At 57.1% G+C, this 15,614-nt stretch carries 10 protein-coding genes and 5 pseudogenes; 11 read left to right on the top strand and 4 right to left on the bottom strand.

Annotation, left to right across the window (positions count from 1 at the left end; genetic code table 11):
• Window position 1: 1 nt before the first annotated feature.
• Together RSAL33209_RS12240 and acs are read right to left on the bottom strand one after the other, a co-directional pair.
• Entirely contained in the window at window positions 2–358 is a 357-nt protein-coding gene (locus RSAL33209_RS12240; RefSeq protein WP_041684780.1) for a VOC family protein, read from the bottom strand.
• Between the two features lie 137 nt (window positions 359–495).
• Window positions 496–2,456, bottom strand: a pseudogene (gene acs, locus RSAL33209_RS12235) (acetate--CoA ligase).
• A gap of 289 nt (window positions 2,457–2,745) precedes the next feature.
• Here acs and RSAL33209_RS12230 point away from each other — a divergent pair.
• The 4 genes and pseudogenes from RSAL33209_RS12230 (at window position 2,746) to RSAL33209_RS12210 (ending at window position 6,507) form a co-directional block, all read left to right on the top strand.
• Window positions 2,746–3,576, top strand: a complete 831-nt coding sequence (locus tag RSAL33209_RS12230) for a hypothetical protein (RefSeq protein WP_041684779.1) — start codon at window positions 2,746–2,748, stop codon at window positions 3,574–3,576.
• Window positions 3,577–3,588: 12 nt separating this feature from the next.
• Window positions 3,589–4,824 (top strand): annotated as a pseudogene (locus RSAL33209_RS12220) (IS3 family transposase).
• 187 nt (window positions 4,825–5,011) lie between these two features.
• The gene (nth, locus tag RSAL33209_RS12215) at window positions 5,012–5,818 is read left to right on the top strand and encodes an endonuclease III (protein WP_041684776.1); all 807 of its coding nucleotides are present in this window, start codon (window positions 5,012–5,014) and stop codon (window positions 5,816–5,818) included.
• Window positions 5,815–6,507, top strand: a complete 693-nt coding sequence (locus tag RSAL33209_RS12210) for an NUDIX hydrolase (RefSeq protein ID WP_012246139.1) — start codon at window positions 5,815–5,817, stop codon at window positions 6,505–6,507. The genes nth and RSAL33209_RS12210 overlap by 4 nt, the downstream gene beginning before the upstream one ends.
• 101 nt (window positions 6,508–6,608) lie before the next feature.
• Here RSAL33209_RS12210 and RSAL33209_RS12205 read toward each other — a convergent pair.
• Window positions 6,609–8,270: pseudogene (locus RSAL33209_RS12205) on the bottom strand (bifunctional 3'-5' exonuclease/DNA polymerase).
• A gap of 205 nt (window positions 8,271–8,475) precedes the next feature.
• Here RSAL33209_RS12205 and ssd point away from each other — a divergent pair.
• The 7 genes and pseudogenes from ssd to RSAL33209_RS18840 all read left to right on the top strand — a co-directional run bounded on the left by ssd (window position 8,476) and on the right by RSAL33209_RS18840 (window position 13,185).
• Window positions 8,476–9,564: a septum site-determining protein Ssd gene (gene ssd / locus RSAL33209_RS16460; RefSeq protein WP_012246136.1), complete on the top strand. Its 1,089-nt coding sequence runs from the start codon at window positions 8,476–8,478 to the stop codon at window positions 9,562–9,564.
• Window positions 9,561–10,706: pseudogene (locus RSAL33209_RS12195) on the top strand (TadA family conjugal transfer-associated ATPase). The gene ssd and the pseudogene RSAL33209_RS12195 overlap by 4 nt, the downstream one beginning before the upstream one ends.
• The gene (locus RSAL33209_RS16455; protein ID WP_012246133.1) at window positions 10,703–11,443 is read left to right on the top strand and encodes a type II secretion system F family protein; all 741 of its coding nucleotides are present in this window, start codon (window positions 10,703–10,705) and stop codon (window positions 11,441–11,443) included. The pseudogene RSAL33209_RS12195 and the gene RSAL33209_RS16455 overlap by 4 nt, the downstream one beginning before the upstream one ends.
• On the top strand, window positions 11,440–11,994 hold the full coding sequence (locus RSAL33209_RS12185) for a type II secretion system F family protein (RefSeq protein ID WP_012246132.1): 555 nt from the start codon (window positions 11,440–11,442) through the stop codon (window positions 11,992–11,994). The genes RSAL33209_RS16455 and RSAL33209_RS12185 overlap by 4 nt, the downstream gene beginning before the upstream one ends.
• A gap of 84 nt (window positions 11,995–12,078) precedes the next feature.
• Window positions 12,079–12,360 (top strand): DUF4244 domain-containing protein, encoded by a 282-nt coding sequence (locus RSAL33209_RS12180; protein ID WP_012246131.1) that lies wholly within the window; start codon window positions 12,079–12,081, stop codon window positions 12,358–12,360.
• A 44-nt stretch (window positions 12,361–12,404) separates the two neighbouring features.
• Complete coding sequence (locus RSAL33209_RS12175; RefSeq protein WP_145962085.1) at window positions 12,405–12,788, top strand: TadE family type IV pilus minor pilin; 384 nt, start codon at window positions 12,405–12,407, stop codon at window positions 12,786–12,788.
• Window positions 12,789–12,963: 175 nt separating this feature from the next.
• Window positions 12,964–13,185, top strand: coding sequence for a hypothetical protein (locus tag RSAL33209_RS18840; protein WP_012246129.1), 222 nt, complete (start codon window positions 12,964–12,966; stop codon window positions 13,183–13,185).
• A 14-nt stretch (window positions 13,186–13,199) separates the two neighbouring features.
• On the opposite strand, the pseudogene RSAL33209_RS12165 reads toward RSAL33209_RS18840, so the two are convergent.
• Window positions 13,200–15,573 (bottom strand): annotated as a pseudogene (locus tag RSAL33209_RS12165) (DEAD/DEAH box helicase).
• Window positions 15,574–15,614: the final 41 nt, after the last annotated feature.

The following is a 15,614-nucleotide window of genomic DNA, read 5'->3' as shown; positions in this document are numbered from 1 at the left end:
TTTAGTCTAGGCAGAGGCAGAATGGGTGACCTGCCGGGTCTAAGAAAACCCGAAACGAGCTACCCGGCTGATACTCATGCTTGGTAGCACCGAGCTCTAGCGTCGCGGCTTCTGCGGCGTCGAGGTCATCTACAGTGAAATCGAGGTGTATTTGCTGCGGTCTGGCCTGGCCGGGCCACTGCGGTGGCGCAAAGTCACTAACTTGCTGGAAATGTAGGGCATCGCCGTAGTCAGCGCGAACGGTATACCAATCGCCCTCGTCGGTGACTTTCCAATCTAATAGTGCGCCATAAAACTCAGCGAGAATTCGCGGGTCTGGGCAGTCAAGAACCACCTGGGGAATCCGTGCGATAGTCATACTCAAACTCTACAACTAATTGCGGACGATTAGCGTCCTGAATCACAATTCACGCAAACCGAATCCACTTGGGCGCAGTTGAGCCGGGTATTCATCATGAATACCCGGCGCAACTGCGCCCAAGTGCGTTAGAGGTGCTACTTCTTGAGGCTGTCCGAAATGAGCTGCATGATCCCAGCGTCCGCGAGGGTCGTTGCGTCTCCTGCGTCACGGCCCTCAGCGATGTCCTTGAGCAATCGACGCATAATCTTGCCCGAGCGGGTCTTGGGCAGCTCCGGAACCACTAAGATCCGCTTGGGCTTCGCAATCGGGCCGATTTCCTTACCTACGTGATTGCGCAGGGTCTGTTCGACGTCGGGATCATCCACCGCGGATCCGCGCAAGATCACGAAGGCCGCTACCGCCTGACCGGTAGTCTCATCCGCAGCACCGACGACGGCGGCCTCGGCCACCGAGGGATGGCTCACCAAAGCGGATTCGATTTCGGTGGTGGACAGGCGGCGCCCAGACACGTTCATCACATCGTCCACCCGGCCGAGCAACCAGATGTCGCTGTCGTCGTCCTTTTTGGCCCCATCGCCGGCGAAGTACATATTGTCGAAACGGCTCCAGTAGGTGTCCTTGTACCGTTCCGGATCGCCCCAGATGCCGCGGAGCATCGAGGGCCACGGCGACTTCACCACAAGGTAACCACCTTGCCCGTTGCCTACCGGCACGCCTAGATCGTCAACAACGTCCACTTCAATGCCAGGCAGTGCAACCTGAGCTGAGCCGGGTTTCGTCGCTGTTACACCTGGCAACGGCGAAATCATCATGCCGCCGGTCTCGGTCTGCCACCAAGTGTCCACGATCGGGGTCTTGCCGCCACCAATGATTTCGCGGTACCAAATCCAAGCTTCTGGGTTTATTGGCTCGCCGACCGAACCGAGCACCTTGAGTGAACTCAGATCGTACTTAGCGGGAATATCTCGGCCCCACTTCATGAAAGTGCGGATTGCCGTTGGCACGGCGTACAGGATCGTCACTTTGTATTTCTCGATGATTTCCCACCAGCGACCCTAATGCGGAGTATCCGGGGTGCCTTCGTACATCACAATCGAAGCTCCATTGATTAGCGGAGCATAAGCAATGTAGCTGCGGCCGGTAACCCAGTCAATATCAGCGGCACACCAATAGACATCTGATTCCGGGCGCAAATCAAAGACGTTCTTGTGTCAGTACGCAGTCTGCGTCAAATAGCCACCGGTGGTGTGCAGGATGCCTTTGGGCTTACCGGTAGTTCCAGAGGTGTAAAGGATAAACCGCGGGTGCTCAGAGTCGTGCAGCGCTGCTTGGTGTTCTGCGCTGGCCGTGCCGACTGAATCTGACCACCAAACATCGCGGCCTTCGGGCCATGCCACCGGTTCGCCATTGCGTTTGACCACAACGACGACGTGTTGCACCGTGTGCCCGGGCTCCTCAAGGTCAGCGTCAACGGCCGGTTTGAGCGAGCTCGGCGCGCCCCGGCGATAGGTGCCATCGGCGGTGACCACGAGCTTCGCCTCGGCGTCGTCGATGCGGTTGCGCAGCGCGTCGGCAGAGAAACCGCCGAATACCACTGAGTGAATAGCGCCAATTCGAGCGCAAGCAAGCATGGAAATGACAGCTTCTGGAACCATCGGCAAGTAGATCGCTACCCGGTCGCCTTTGGCCAGACCAAGTGTTTCAAAGGCATTCGCTGCTTTTTGACCTCTTCGGTGAGCTGCGCATAGGTGAATTCGCGGGTGTCGCCCGGCTCGCCCTCCCAATAGATTGCCACTCGCTCGCCGTTGCCGGCTTCGACGTGACGGTCCAAGGCGTTGTAGGCGACGTTGATCTCACCGCCAACAAACCATTTAGCCAGCGGCGCCTCGGACCAATCCAAAGTCTGGTCGAAGTCCTTGCCCCAGCTGAGTAGCTCGCGAGACTGTTTTGCCCAGAACCCGAGCCTGTCCGCTGCGGCCTCTTCGTAGAGTGAAGCTTTTGCTACCGCGTTGGCGGCGAATTCTGTGCTCGGCGGGAACTTACGGTTCTCATGCAACAGGTTTTCGAGAGCTTCGCCGGCTTCATTTTCGGGCATTCTTTTTCCTTTGCGGTCCCTGTTCGTGGCGAACACCACGCGATATTTCGGATTGATTCCTACCCTAGCGCGCGGTGCCCAAAATGCGTGCGCCAGCTCACAATTTGACGTCAGGCAGCGCGCTCAGCGGTCACATTTGTGCGCTCAAATGCATCAAGATACCCAACAATGCGCAGATAAAACCCGGATTTTGCGCGGATTGACTTTGGTTGTGGAGTCTCGTTCATTATTCTCAGGTGGGGATATTCACCGAGAATCGGACTCTATTGGGGGCCGGCGAGGAGAGAACGTGAGCAACATCCAGCCCACTACGGTGGTTGGCACGGTGACACAGGCAACGAATTTGGGTGCGCATGGTGGCCCGATTGGCCAGCGCGGCGGATCGGTCTTAGGGCCGTTTAACCTGCGTGAATTGGTAATTTTCGGCTCTGTGTTGCTGATGCTTATCGGCTCGGTCATCCCGGTAACCACGAATGGTGCCGGAAATTTTTGGAACACCTCAGGTATCTACTTCCTGATTATCGGCATTCTGCTGCTGTTGATCGTCGCCGGGACGTTCTTGGTTCGTCGGCTCAATAAGTTGGATGAGCTTCGGGTGGGTATGCTCACGCAGGACCAATTTGCTTCGGTTGTGGCCTCCTTTGCCGCGGGTTATTTCTTCTTGTTGGTTGTTGGCGGCTTCAAAGTTGGCTTTCTGATTTCCTTTATTGGCGCTCTGGGCTTGCTCGCCGCGACCGTTGCTGCAAAATGGCTACCATTCTTCGGTGCAGCGCCAGTTGTTGTGCCAGCAATTGCCGCGATAGGAGCTGGCAGCGCCGTTCCGGCGGAAAATTTGCACCCGGCCCCGGTCGAGCAAGTTGATGTAGTCGCGTCAACATTTGCTGAATCGGAAGCGCCGGAGACACCGGAGGCGTCGGAGGCGTCGAACGAAGAAGATCCTGCTGGACAAGCCGAGCAGCCAATTGTCTTCGACCAGCAAACGGAGTCGCCTGTGGCTGAGACAATTTCGGGCCAGCCCGAGCAACCAGAGCAGGTGGCCCCGGCCGTAGCGCCGCCGCCGTCCTTCGCCGCGGCACCGGAGCTGAATCGCCCCGGTGTGTCCGGAGACTTTCTTGTTTGAGAGGATCAGGACATGGCAGGGAAAACTACGACACGGTATCCGCAGGAGTTGAAGGATCGTACGGTGCGCATGGTGGCGGAGATGGAGGGTGCATCTTCGGAGTGGGCGGCGATGCAAAAAGTTGCCCAGCTTTTGGGTGTGGGTGTGCCGGAAACGGTGCGTAAATGGGTCCGGCAAGCCGAGATCGATGTTGGTACTAGAACTGGAACAACGAGCACGGAATCGGCCGAGCTGAAACGGGCGAACGCGATCCTTCGGAGTGCTTCAGCTTTTTTCGCGGTCGAACTCGACCGCCACAACACTGATCGTGAAATACATCAAGGACCATGCCGGTCACCGCGAGAATAATGGATTGCGGTGGGGTGTCGAGTCGATCTGCCAGGTGCTTACTGGGACGGGGTGAAGACCACCCCGTCCACGTACTACGAATGGGTGGATAAAACACGATCTCACCGAGAACAACGTGATGAGGTGCTCAAGCCCGTGATCCAGAAGGTGTATGCCGCTAATTACGGGGTTTACGGCACCAGGAAAGTCTGGTTGGCGATGAACCGTGAAGGTGTGCCGGTGGCCAGGTGCACGGTAGAACGGCTCATGGGGTTACTTGGCATACAGGGTGCGGTCCGTGGCAAGGTCAAACGCACCACGATCAAAGACTCGAAGGCGGCCCGAGCGAAGGACTTGGTCCGCCGTGATTTCACACCAACGGCACCGGATCGGCTATGGGTAGATGATTTCACCTATGTTTCGACCTGGTCCGGGTGGGTCTATGTTGCCTTCGTGATCGATGCTTACTCTCGGAGGATCCTGGGCTGGTCAGCGAGTGCTTCTATGAACACCGTGCTAGTGCTCAACGCAGTTAATCAGGCAATCTGGAGTCGTGAACGGGCCGGGGCTGAGATTTCCGGGGTGATTCATCATCACGATGCCGGGGCTCAATACGCCTCCTTGGCCTTCACCGAACGCCTGGCCCAGGCCGGTATCCGCCCCTCGATCGGTTCTGTGGGTGATAGTTACGACAACGCCTTGGCGGAAACCATCAACGGGCTTTATAAGACCGAGCTGATCAAACCCGGCAAGCCCTGGCGGACTCTAGAAGAAGTCGAAATCGGCACCGCTGAATGGGTCGATTGGTACAACCACCGAAGGCTCTACCAGTACTGCGGAGACATCCCACCAGTAGAGCTAGAAAACCACTACTACAATCACTACCAGAGCACGGCAGCCGCCGACAGGCTCATCGTCTGAGAAACCCTCCGGACACACCGGGGCGATTCATGCCTGGACGAGCACACCGGTGGATTCCTTTTCAACATCGAGCCAGGGGTTTGGTTCTTGGCGTTGCAGGACCGTGGGCACAATTTTATTGTGCAAAATTCGGACGGAAGAGTCGGCGTTCTGCGCGATTTGAGCAACATTGAGCGTGCTCCCGAAAATGGCTGAATCGCAGCTCGCCCTTAAACCGCGTGCGCGCAAAATTAATCGGATTCTGGCCGAATCCTATCCGTATGCTCATGCGGAGCTAGATTTTCGGAATCCGTTCGAGCTGTTGGTTGCCACGGTGCTTTCAGCGCAGACTACCGACGTCCGGGTCAATCAGATTAGTCCGATGCTGTTTCGGCGTTACCCGGACCCGGTCTCCTTGTCGCAGGCGGAATCTTTGGAGCTTGAGGAAATTATTCGGCCCACTGGATTCTTCCGGGCGAAGGCAAAGTCGCTGATCGGGTTGGCGAATAGGATTGTTGATGAGTACGACGGCGTGGTCCCTGGAACCCTCGACGAATTAATCACGTTGCCGGGTGTGGGCCGCAAAACCGCCAATGTGGTGTTGGGGAACGCCTTTGGGATTCCTGGGATTACCGTTGATACGCATTTTGGCCGCTTAGCGCGTCGATTCGGCTGGACCGACTCGGAAGATCCGGGTGTGGTGGAATCTGACGTGGGCGAGCTGATTGAGCCTGTTGATTGGACGATGCTTTCACATCGTGTGGTCTTTCATGGCAGGAGAGTGTGCCACTCGCGCAAGCCGGCTTGTGGCGCTTGCACCGTCGCTTCACTTTGCCCCTCGTATGGCATGGGTGAGACGGATCCGGAAAAGGCCAAGAAGCTGCTCAAATATGAGCTAGCTCCAGGTCAGGAGACACTTTTAGCGGCGATGTTGGCCGACGTTGGTGCCGCGGCAGAGTTGCGACAAGAATCTCAGCGGCAGCTTTTGGCCGATCGGAGCGTTACACCTACGTGAATCAGAATCAGAACGCGTATCAGCAGCTCAAAGCGCTAGCAACCAAGTCTGCAGCAGGACAAGTTTCCGCGATGCGCGACGAAATTCGAGATATGAGTATCAATCCCGAAACTGCTCGGCAAGCTGCGGTGCTGATCCTGTTTGGAAACCGCGAGGGTCACTCTGGTGAGCAGGGGCGGTTGAGCGCACCAGAAGACTGCGATGTGCTTTTGGTCGAACGAGCCACGACTTTAGAAGATCATCCGGGCCAGCTTGGTTTTCCAGGCGGCGGGGTGGAGCCGCACGACGTCGACGTCGTGGCTGCCGCCATCCGTGAGGCTGTCGAAGAAACTGGTCTTGACCCGGCCGGCGTCGAAATTCTTGGTCAGCTACCGCAGACGAGGTTGCCGGTGAGTCATTTCATGGTGACGCCGGTGCTGGCTTGGTGGGCTGCGCCGTCGCCCGTTTTTGCGGTGGATCTTGCTGAGTCTGCCCGAGTTTTCCGTGCGCCGGTTAGTGAGTTGCTTGATCCTGATCTGCGCAAGATGGCGACGGTAAGTCGTGGCAAAAGCACGTTCCGCAGCCCGGCGTTCCTAGTGCAAGATGCTGTTGTCTGGGGATTTACCGGTAGTATTTTGAACAAGCTTTTTGACGAGCTGGGTTGGACCAAAGACTGGGACCGCCGTCAAGAGATGCTCGCACCGCTCTGATGCTGGCGCGGTTTTTCGGCAGCTGCGATAGCTAGGCAACATTGCGTTAGCAAGACGACCGGTATTCTGGCTAACGTAGAGTCGTCAGGCTATCGCAAATGCTACTTAGCCTCGTCATAATGATCGACGACGGCGATAGTCACCGGAAAGTTGATGGGTGCTTGGCCATAGATGAGCTCTTTGGCGGACTGTGCCGCCGCTGAAATCAGTGCGCTCACTTGTTCAACGGCACTCTCCGGGCAGTGCACCATCACTTCGTCATGCAGGAAAAACACCATTTCGGCATTGAGGCCGGGCTGAGCCCGCAACCTTCTGCGCAGTTCGGCAAGCCAACAGGAGGCCCACTCTGCCGCAGAACCTTGCACGACAAAATTCCGGGTGAATCGGCCGCGAGACCGTGCGAGATTATCTGCCCAGTGTTGCTCTTGCTCTGTGGTGCTTCGCTGTGCGGCAAGCCAACGTTCCGAAGGCGGCGGCGAGCTCCTACCCAGAAAAGTACTCACGATTTCACCTCGCTCGCCAGCTCGAGCGGCATTTTCAACCAGTGCCACTGCGCGCGGATACGTTCTGGTCAACTAGGGCATAAGCCGGCCGGATTCGCCAGTGGTGGCACCATAAATTGCCCCGAGCAGTGCGACTTTGGCTTTTGCGCGATCGCCGCCGAATCCTTGAGCTGCAATACCGGCATATAGATCGTGATCCTGGGCAGCCTCCGCCATCTTTGCATCCTGGGCCAGCGCTGCGAGGACTCGAGGCTCCAGCTGCGCTGCATCGGCGACGATGAGTTTGTAGCCGTGATTTGCATGCACCGCGCCGCGAACCTGTTTCGGAATTTGCAATGCGCCGCCGCCCCGGGAAGCCCATCGGCCAGAAGCTACACCGCCAACTACATATTCTGGCCGGAATCGACCGTCGTGAACCCACTGATCTAGCCACGCCCAGCCATTGGCGCTGAAGAGTCTGGAGAGTTTTTTATAGGCCAACAGCGGTTCAATCGCGGGATGCTTGATGTTTTGCAGTTCCCAAGTGCGGGCACTTTTAGTTTCAATCCCGGCTCGATGTAACGCGCGCATCAGGTCTTGGGGTGAGTCGGGGTTGAGGCCAATTGCCCCCAATTTTGCCCGCAGCTCGGCAAGAAGCCGGTCCATTTTCTCCGGACGTTGCATGCCGGTTGGTCGCGGACCCAGCGCATCTTCAAGGAGCTGCTCGTGAATATCCACCCGCCAGGGCACTCCGGCATGCTGCATCTCAGCTGCCACGAGCGAAGCTGCAGATTCTGCTGCGAGCAGTAATTGCAATCGTTTCGGTTGAGATGACTTTTGGACGGCAGTGAGTTGCGCGCGTAGTTCTTCAGCGAGTTGGTCCAGACTTGCACCCTTTCGCCTGACGGGCTCATCAAAAAGGCTCTGCTGCGCAGAATCAACCAAGATTCGCGCCTCAAAAACCTCTTCGACTGCTGGAGTTTCGCGGGGGTAACCAGTGGTCAGCGTGAACTCAGAGCCCGCCAGCACCAGCGCGGACAGGCCCAGATCATGGCAACGTTCGACCGTGATGCCGGCGGCCAGCAGCTGGGGATACCAAGCCTGAGTGCGTTGCCAGACCCAGCGGGGGTGTCGCTGTGTTTCAACGGAACGGACGACGTCGGTCAGCTCAGATTTGCGGACGATCTTAGTTTCCGCCGATGGCTGGCCGGCCGCGTCCAGAGGCTGAACAGCAGCGGAATCAGGCCCGGAGTTCGGGGCATCCGCCAGCAGTATGTACATAGTTCTATTCTGCCGCCTTGGCAGAAGCTGCTGCGCCAACAGCGCCATTCAGGGCGAAGATTCAGGACAGCTTTGGTCCTGATGCTGAGTTTGTCCTCGGCATACTTTTCCTGCACAGCATTGTGCTCAACGCCTTTCCCCACAGATGACAGCGTTGGGCGGCATCTGGTCGTGGCATTGAACCACATGGCGGGAACGTGGAGTTATGAATCTTTTTACTGGGTCAACAAATCAGCCAAATTGGCTCCCTGCGGGCCCAGCGCTGGTCTGTGTCCTGGAGATTGCTGGGCAGTTATACGAGCATGTAGCCACGGCGGTGGCTGTGGCTGGTGCGCAGTTGGTACATCAGGTACCTCCTGAGACTGCGGTTGCTGCCGTTCTCATCGGCCCTGATGTCTTGATGGATCGACGTAAAGTGGCCGAGATTCTTTCTCATCAATCGTGCCCTCTGATTTTGGTGGGGCACAGCTTGGCCGAATCAGCACTCTGGGCTAACGCGGCACGCGAGCTGATTCACCATGTGGTTTCGTTGCCAGAAGGTACCGCTTGGTTGGCTGAGTTTTTGAATACACTTCAAGATCGCACCGAACGCGGTAGCGTCGTCGCGGTTATCGGTGGCTGCGGTGGCGCGGGTGCTTCCACCGCGGCGGGATTGCTTGCCTTGAAAGCATCCCGAGAAAAGATCCGAACTCTGCTCGTTGACGCTGACCCGTGGGGGTTCGGTTTAGAAGGGGCGCTCAGTTCGGATCCCGTCGAGGGCCTGCAGCGGCATGAATTATCGCAAAGTGTAGGCGTTTTGAATTCGCAGCAATTCTCGGCAGCTCTGCCGGAAATTGCGCATTGTTCGGTGCTTGGCTTTGGCCGGGCGGCACAGGCGGCTCAGCAGTTGAACCCGGCCCTTGTGATAGAGGTTCTAGAAGCTGCTCGCAGGGCATTCGAATTGATTGTGATCGACGTCGGTCGGATGGTCAAAAGTCTAGAAACATTTTGTGAATCGGCCGATCAAGTACTTTGTTTGGTGCCAGCAGCAGTCCCGGCGATGCTTTCCGTGCATCGAATGCTGCCTATGGTGCCGCGAAGTACCAAGTTAGTGGTGCGTCGTCCCGCCCCAGAAGGGCTAGACGCGGAGCTCATTGCTGAATCATTGGGGCTGCCATTGGTTGGCGAAATGCCTAAATTACGTGGCGTTTCCACAGCTGCAGCTCAAGGTCGACTTTCGGATTGCGCATCAAATCGTGAGCTGGGCAAATTGTTTAGCCAGACGCTCAGCACGCTAAAGGACGTTCGTCGATGAACCCGAAAAAGACAGATCCTTTACTCGAGCACATTCGAGATGAAGTACTTGCCGCTGGGGCGAGGTTCGAGCCGAGTCTAGTTGCCACGGCTATCCATGCTAGCGGGCAAGTCTTAGGAATATCGGGTTCGTTGGCAGCAGCGGAACGAATCAATGCCGAGTTGATTGGTCTTGGTCCACTGCAGAAATTGTTAGCTGACCCTGAGCTAACTGACATCTTCGTTAATTCTCCGAGCTCCGTCTGGGTAAAACGACGTGATGGTTTAGAACGTTGCGCCGTTGAATTCAGCGATGAGAGCCAAGTCCGTGCTTTAGCCCGCCGTCTGATAACAAGTGCGGGCTCGCGCTTAGATGATGGGCAGCCATTCGTCGACGTTAGGTTGCCTGGTGGGCTTCGGGTTCATGCTGTTTTACCGCCAGTTTCGGGCCAAGGGACGCTGCTATCGATTCGGCTGCATCGGGCTAGGCCGTTTGAGTTGAACGAACTTATTGGCTCGGGGATGATTTCCACCGCTGCGGCCCAGCTGCTGCGAGAAGCAGTGTCGGCGCGGTTGAATCTGCTGATCAGCGGTGCAACTGGCTCGGGGAAGACGACCTTGCTCAATACGGTGCTTGGGCTGTGCCCGGAGTTCGAACGGCTCGTGTTGATTTAGGACACTGCCGAGCTAAAGCCAAATCACGCGCATGTTTTAGCTTTGCAAAGTCGCGCAGTAAATCTTGAGGGTAAAGGCAAAGTTGATCTTAGCCAACTTGTGCGCGAAGCCCTCAGAATGAATCCCTCTAGGCTGTTTATTGGCGAATGTCGTGGTGCTGAGATACAAGATTTTTTTACCGCTTTGAACACCGGGCACAGTGGAGCCGGCACGATTCACGCCAACAGTGCCGTAGATGTACCGGCCCGTCTTCAAGCGCTGGGTGCGCTGGCAGGCATGAGCTCGGATGCGGTTGGAATCCAGGCGGCTAGCGCCATCGATGTGGTGCTTCACTTGGAAAACACCGGGCATGGCAGGGTGCTTCGTGAAATAGGCCTGCTTAGCCTAGACAACGGAAAACTCTGCGTTGAAATCGCAGCAGTTTGCGGTAACTCTGGGCTCGAGTCCGGGCCAGCTTGGCGGCGTTTGCAGCGAAGGTTGACGCCATGATTTATCTGATCTTGCTGCTTAGTGGTGCGGGCTGTTGGCTAGCTGTGCTGCCTATTTCGTCGGGCCTGCTGCGCCGGCCGAGTCGGAAAAGGCTAGCTTTCCGCTCGAGCGCGTTGAGCAGGGGAGAGTCCCCCTGGGCAAGTTCCTTTCGCGAGCAAAGTGCCTGGAACCAAGTCGTCTCGATATCCGAAATAGCTGTGCTCACTCGCCGAGTGATTGCCCTTCTGCGCTCTGGTTGTCATGAGCAGGCTCTTTGGCGAGCGGCACGGGACGCTGGTGAGTCTTCGAACCTTTGGCCCGCACTTGCAAAAGCAGCTGCATTGGCCGAGCTTGGACTGAGCCCTTCGGCAGCATTTCGCCCGGTTCCAAACAAATCCCTATCAAATAACCCGTCTCAGCGAGCGCTGGTTGAACTAGCTGCTTGTTTAGAAGTTGCTGAACAAAGTGGCGCTCAGCTAGTTGAAGTGCTGGATCGCGCGGCAGAACATTTTGACGATTCCATTGACATGCAGGCGCTCCGAAATACCGCCTTGGCCGGGCCCAAAGCAACGGCCAGCCTATTGAGCTGGCTGCCGCTGCTTGGCCTCGGGGCTGGATACCTGATGGGGATAAGCCCAATCTCAATACTCTTCGGCACCCCGGCGGGAAATCTGGCGCTCCTGGCGGGCGGCACCCTGACCCTCTTGGCGCGGTTGTGGATGTCCTGGTTGGCCAAGTCAGCAGCTGGCCACCGATGACTGCTGTGGTATTTGTGCTGTCTATGTTGGCGAGCTTTCTGCTTTGGGCAACGCCCAGTTCGCGAATTCTTCGGACCATTTCACCAGGGAAATCTGAAGCAGCGAGATTCGAAGGCATTGATGATGTGCCGCTGTTATTAGATTTGTTGGCGAGCCTTCTAGAAGTTGGTGCCTCGCTATCGACCGCGCTGGCCAGACAGGCCCAAGTTTGCTCGATGGAATTTTCGACTGAACTAGCCACGGTGAGCACGGCGTTAGCGATGGGGATGGATTGGTCCGCAGCATGGGCGCATGTCCCGGTAAAAGCCAGAGACGGCCCGTTACAGCAGCTAGAACTAGCGCTGAAATTTACCGCTTCGACCGGGGCGCCGTCTTCCGCTCTCTTGCGTGCTGAAGCCCGGCGGATTCGTCGAGCGGCCCATCGGGAGCTTCAGCAGCGAGCAGCAGTGTTGAGCGTAAAGCTTGTCTTACCGATGGGGCTGTGTGCGCTGCCAGCTTTTATTTGTCTCGGGGTAGTGCCAGTGCTGTTAGCGCTTTTACCTGCGCAGTAAAGCCGGCGTTTTTCCTCGGGTGAGGATCACCACGGAACGTCGCGGAGCAATTGATCAACAACACCAACGCAAAAGGAGCAAGGAATGAAAGGAAATTTTACCGGTCGTTCGGCGGCACAAGCCGATCGGGGTAATGTGATTGAACTTTTCCCAGCGAAGGACTCTGGCAAAACGGATGATTCGCGGCTAAGGCCGGAAACGGTTCATCCCTTACGTAGTACTGAGCTAGGGATGGCAACCGCCGAGTATGCGATCGCGACGCTCGCGGCCGTTGGTTTTGCAGGGTTGCTTGTGGTCATTATGCGAAGTGATGAAGTTCGTGGCTTTCTCTTAGGCATCATTCGGAGTGCCTTGAGCATCGGCTAATGATGCGTCGCGCTGGGAGGGTCGCTACAAAATATGTTGGAAAATTGTCCGGATCACGATGGCTCAGTCAAGGCTTTTTCGAGCAGCGCGGAACGGTGACTGCTGAGTTGGCAGTCGTATTTCCGGTAGTGACCCTGTTATTGGGTTTATTAGCTTTTGGTGCGCAGCTGGGCATCACTCAGCTACGCTTCGAGGCCGCCGCACATGCTTCGGCCAGGCAAGCTGCTAGAGGCGATTCAGATGCACTACTAATCGAGCAGCAGATTGCTGGTGCGGGTGCTGATGTGTCGCTTAGTTCTTCGGACGGTTTTAGCACAATATCGGTTTCTAGCTTAGTGGATGGAGCGCTGGCGAGCTGGTTGAGCTTGAGGCTAACGGCGAAAGCAATCGCAAAAACTGAAGACCTTGATCCGAGCGACGCGCCATGACAACAGATGGATTTATCAATGACCGCATGGACGAGAAAGGAACGCACCGCGAACGCGGCTCTGGGACGGTTCTGATTACGGGTCTAGGACTCGTGGCATTGCTGTTGCTGGTGTCAATAGATTTGGTTGGTTCAATCTGCCGCAGCTTGGACAGCGTGCCGCAACGGCAGCAGACATGGCGGCGTTGGCTGCCGCCGATGCGGCTAGGGGACTTAGCGCTGGCGATCCTTGTGGAATTGCTGCCGAAGTTGTTATCCGAGCTGGCGTTGATTTGGTGGCATGTGACGTAGGCGGCGATTTCCAGGACGTGGTCGAAGTACGAACGGTGCTGAAAGTTTCGGCTCTGATTGGCGCTGCCACCGGAACGGCACGGGCGGGTCCGCCCGCAGAGCGCTAGCCGCCCGCAGAGCGCTAGTCCGCCGGATTTTCACCGGATTCGGTGGGAGCGGCATTTGCCGCCGATGCCAAGATGATGCTCAGCAACTCAACGGCACCAGCCTTATCTAGCGGGTTGTTCTTATTGCCACACTTTGGCGACTGAACACAGGAGGGACAACCAAAGTCGCAATCGCAAGACTTGATAGCGTCGCGGGTCGCTTTTAGCCAGATTTCGGCTGTTTCAAATCCTCGTTCGGCAAAGCCGGCACCTCCTGGATGCCCGTCATAGGCGAAGACCGTCGGTTGGCCGGTATCAGCGTGCAATGCCGTTGACACGCCTCCAACGTCCCAACGGTCGCTGGAGGCTACCAACGGTAACAGCCCGATCGCGGCGTGTTCGGCAGCATGGAGCGCGCCAGGTAATCTGGCCGCGACTAATCCCTGAGAAGCAAGAAATGCGGCGTCAACAGTGAACCAGAATGCTTTGGTAAACAAATCACGTGCACCTAATTGGAGGGGTTCTTCACCGAGGATTTCGTTGGAAACCAAAGCCTTTCGCTGGAAAGAGACCACCTGAAGTAGTTACTTGAACTTCCCCGAAGTGCAGCTCCACCGGGCTCCACTCAACGTGGCGCAAACTGTTGAGCACCTCGATCTGAGTGACGTCCCTGGCGGTCGTATAAAAGTCAGGCCAAGCTCGTCGAACTACGGCGCAATGGTCTTCCTCGTTGAGCTCCTCAACGAGATAGCTCAGACCTTGATGCACGTAGACAGCACCAGCATGAGCTTGGTAATGCGACTGCGGAGATCCCATGGTACCCAAGACCGCCCCGGTGTCGGCTTCCACGATGTTAATGGGCACGCCGCCGTCTTCACGCAGGTTCACCAATCCAGCTGCACTCTGCGGATGCGTCCAGAACCAGCCCGCTGGCCGACGTCGTAAATAGCCCTGCGCGACTAGCTCGGCTAAAAGCGCTTCGGTACTGTCGCCGAACAGTGCCAAATCTGCTTGCCCCAGCGGGATTTCTGCGGCTGCCGCACACAATTTCGGGCCTAGCACGAAAGGATTTCCTGGGTCGAAAAAACTAGCTTCTACCGGCACATCAAAGATCGCCTCCGGATGGTTCACCAGATACGTGTCAAGCGGATCATCGCTTGCAACGAAGGCCGCGAGCGCTTCTTGGCCAGCTCGCCCAGCCCGGCCAAACTGTTGGAAAAGTGAGGCCCTGGCGCCCGGCCAACCTGCGACCAAAACGGCATCGAGGCCGGATATATCAATGCCGAGCTCTAACGCCGAGGTGCTGGCTACGCCGAGTAATTTTCCGGAGCGCAACGCCGTTTCTAGCTCCCGCCGCTCCTCCGGTAAGTAACCACTCCGATACGCGGCCACCCGATGAGGCAACCCCGCATCAATTTCTTCCAAGAGCCGTTTGGTATTACCTGAAATGGCCTCGGCCCCGCGTCTGGATTTGATGAAGGCAATCGTTCGTACTCGCGTTATCACCAAATCGGCAAGCAGATGTGAGGTCTCGGCGATGCTGGTGCGGCGTTCCGGTGCACCGTTTTCGCCACTGACTTCGCTCAGCGCTGGCTCCCAAAACGCTACCGTCGTGCTGCCGTGTGGTGAGCCGTCTTCGACCACCGCGGTTACTGGCAGGCCGATTAGCCGGCCAAAGGAAGTCTGCGGCTGTGCCGAAGTGGCAGAGGCGGCGATGAATACCGGCGACGAACCGTGGTAAGCGCAAACTCGGCGCAAACGACGCATCAAAGCAGCAACATGTGAGCCGAATACGCCTCGATAGCCATGTGCTTCGTCGATGACGACGTAACGGAGCCTGCGGAAAAATTTGGCCCACCATTCATGGTTGGGCAGTACACCAAAATGCAGCATGTCCGGATTGCACAGCACAAAATTGGCGTGCTCGCGGATCCAGCGGCGTGCGGATGGATCTGTATCGCCGTCGTACGTTTCAGCTCTCAAACCGGGTAACTTGAGTGCGCGCAGCGAGCTCAGTTGATCAGCCGCGAGCGCCTTAGTAGGTGAGAGGTAAAGCACGACGGCGTCATCACCTTCGGCTTGAAAGCGTCCAGGGCTAGCTTCTTGGCCCAGTTCGGCCCGGTAGATCGCGTCTAAGGCGGGCAGCTGATAACCCAGCGACTTTCCAGAAGCAGTGCCGGTGGCCAAGATGACGTGCTGACCTGAATGTGCCAGTTCAGCTGCCTCGACCTGATGCTGCCGGGGCTCCTGGACACCAACTTCTGAAAACGCATCAATGACGCCTGGATGCAGCCAGCTCGGCCAAGGAGCGGTGACCGCGCTTCGTGCCGGCAAAAAGCGAACGTGGCGTAGCTGTTCTGAATCTGGGCCTTGGCCCAAATACTTCAACAACGACGACGCAACATCCACCGTGCCATTCTGCCGCCGGCGGCTCAAGCGACCGTAACACC

Source organism: Renibacterium salmoninarum ATCC 33209 (assembly GCF_000018885.1).
GTDB lineage: Bacteria > Actinomycetota > Actinomycetes > Actinomycetales > Micrococcaceae > Renibacterium > Renibacterium salmoninarum.
The sequence above is the reverse complement of the archived record's forward strand: the minus strand, read 5'-3'. Positions and strand labels throughout refer to the sequence as shown.